This window comes from Actinomadura soli (genome assembly GCF_005889715.1).
Lineage (GTDB): Bacteria > Actinomycetota > Actinomycetes > Streptosporangiales > Streptosporangiaceae > Spirillospora > Spirillospora soli.
This window is the reverse complement of sequence record NZ_VCKW01000502.1, coordinates 1-2,485: the sequence shown is the minus strand read 5'-3', so window position 1 is coordinate 2,485 and position 2,485 is coordinate 1. Positions and strand designations below refer to the sequence as shown.

The 2,485-nt window shown below is 71.2% G+C and carries 3 protein-coding genes; 1 reads left to right on the top strand and 2 read right to left on the bottom strand.

Annotated features, from left to right (window positions below):
• Positions 1 to 114: 114 nt before the first annotated feature.
• The gene (locus tag ETD83_RS41225) at positions 115 to 441 is read left to right on the top strand and encodes a PspC domain-containing protein (RefSeq protein WP_205718179.1); all 327 of its coding nucleotides are present in this window, start codon (positions 115 to 117) and stop codon (positions 439 to 441) included.
• A 116-nt stretch (positions 442 to 557) separates the two neighbouring features.
• Here the strand turns inward: ETD83_RS41225 and ETD83_RS41220 are convergent, their stop codons facing one another.
• Positions 558 to 1,898, bottom strand: a complete 1,341-nt coding sequence (locus tag ETD83_RS41220; protein WP_138650669.1) for an MFS transporter — start codon at positions 1,896 to 1,898, stop codon at positions 558 to 560.
• A 143-nt stretch (positions 1,899 to 2,041) separates the two neighbouring features.
• Positions 2,042 to 2,383, bottom strand: coding sequence for a metallopeptidase family protein (locus ETD83_RS41215; protein ID WP_138650668.1), 342 nt, complete (start codon positions 2,381 to 2,383; stop codon positions 2,042 to 2,044).
• Between the last annotated feature and the right edge of the window lie 102 nt (positions 2,384 to 2,485).

Sequence of the window (2,485 nt, the reverse complement as noted above, 5' to 3'; positions counted from 1 at the left end):
CCCGTCCACGAGCCGGGGTCAGGGACGCCACCCTGAGCCGCCAGGGGCGCACTCAGGGGTGAATCAGGGCGAATCCGGATGTCAGGGTTACCCGCCACTGGGCATGATCGAGGCATGGACATGAACAAGGACACCAACGCCGCCCCCGAGAAGAAGCTCAGACGCACCCACGACGACCGGATCCTCGCCGGGGTCTGCTCCGGCGCCGCGCGCTTCCTCGGCATCGACGCCAACATCATCAGGGTCGCCCTGGCGGTCTTCACCGTCTTCGGCGGCGCCGGGATCGCGCTCTACGCGATCGGATGGGTCCTGATCCCCGAGGAGGGCGCCGAGAAGGCGATCGCCGAGGACATGATCAAGAAGGCGAGCGACTCCCCGGCCTTCCAGGACGCCGTCCAGAAGACCAGGGACGCCTTCAACAAGCCCCGCACCCACGCCTGACCCGAACGCCCGACCCAGGCAGGGCGACCCGCCTGAGACGGGACGCGACCGAAGCCACGGCGCGGGACGTGAACGAGGCCACCGCGGGGCCCCCGGACCGGGGGCTCAGGCGGGAGTCAAGGGGCGGGAGCGGATCGGCTGACGCCGGACAGCTCGTCGTCGCCCGCGGGGGGCGCGGCGACGACGACGGGCTCGACGCGCTCCCGCATTCCGGCGATGACGCCGCCGCGGACCTGGTTCCAGCCGAGCGTGAGCATCGCCGCGACCGACAGCCCGAGCACACCGGCGAGCGCCACCACCGTCTCGGGGCCGAGCACCTGGGCCGCGGCGCCGCCGACGAGGATGCCGACGCCCTGTCCGGCGAGGATGCCGGACTGGGCCAGGCCGAACGCCTGTCCCCGTCCCGACGCCGGCACCGCGGCCACGAACGCGGCGTTGGCCGCGAGCTGGTAGGCGCTGCCGACGCCCGACAGCGCCCACAGCACCACCACGCACCACACCGGCGGATGCATGCCCGCGCCGATCAGCGGCAGGCAGGCCAGCATCGACATCCAGCCCATCGCGTGCAGCCGGTTCGCCGGCCGGACGAACCGGCTGAACAGGAACGCGCCGATCACCATCCCCGTGGGCATCGCCGACAGCAGCACCCCGACCGTGACCGCGCCGCCGCCGAACGTCGCCGCGTACGGCGCGGCGAGGCCCTCGGGGATCACGTAGAACGCGCACAGCCACGCGAACAGCACCAGCGACCGCAGCACGGGGTCGCCGAACACGAGCCGCACGCCGTCCTGCGTCCCGCGCCAGAGCCCGGACGGATCGCGCTCGCGCCGCCGCGGCGCCCCCCGCGGGCGCAGCCCGCCGATCAGGATGACGGCGGACGCGCCGAACGTCAGCGCGTCCAGCGCGAGCGCCTCGTAGGTCCCGACGACGGCGACGATCGCGCCGCCCGCCAGGAAGCCGAGCATCTGCGTGCCCTGGTGCGTGATGTTGTTGATCGCCGACCCGGCCACGTACCGGTCGCCTTCCAGGACGTCCGGCAGGAGCGCCGCCCGCGCCGCTGAGAACGGCGTGCCCAGCAGCACGGTCAGGAACACCAGCGCCGACAGCGCGCCGACCGGCATCTCCAGCAGCGCCATGATCGCGACCAGGCCCGCCCGCAGCACATCGCAGACGATCATGACGGTGCGGCGCGGGAACAGGTCGGCCAGCCCGGACAGGACCGGCCCGCCCACGATCGGCGGGAGGTACGTCAGCGCGTACACCAGCGCGGTCAGCAGCGCCGACTTCGTGTGGTCGTACACGAGCACGGCCAGCGCGACCTGCGCCAGCTGGTCGCCGACGAACGACAGCGCCTGCGCGAGCCAGAGGGCACGGAACTCGCCCACCGCGAAAACCTCGCGGTAGGTCGCCTGCTCCTCCGGCGGACGGCGATGCCGCCCGGTCTGCCTTCCCGCCACGCTCGCTCCAGTTCAGCCCGCCCGGTGTTGGACGGCCCTCCCATTAACTCACGCTGCGTGGCTTTGATGTGACCTACAGTGCACAATTCCTCGTCCCGGACGGCCCTCTTCAGCCGCCGAACCCGGCATGTCCGGGGAAAGGCTCAGTATCCGAGCTCGTGCAGCCTCCGGTCGTCGATCCCGAAATGGTGAGCGATCTCATGCACCACGGTGATCCTGACCTCTTCCACCACGTCGTCCGGGGTGTCGCATATTTCGAGAATCTCATTACGGTAGATCGAAATGTGATCGGGCAGGACGGCGCCGTACCAGTCGCCCCGTTCGGTGAGGGGTACGCCTTGGTACAGGCCGAGAAGCCCGCGCTCGGGCGCATCGTCCTCGACGACGATGACGACGTTGCGCATGTGCGTGGTCAGCTCGGGTGGGATGGTGTCGAGGGCCTCCGCGACCAGGTCCTCGAACTCATCGCGCGACAACTCCATCACGCCGACAATTCTGCTCGACAGAAGGGGATCACGTGCCCAAGGTCCGCGCCGCGTCGACCGAACCCCCCGCGACCCGCGCCCGCCGCGCCGCCCGCGCCGCAG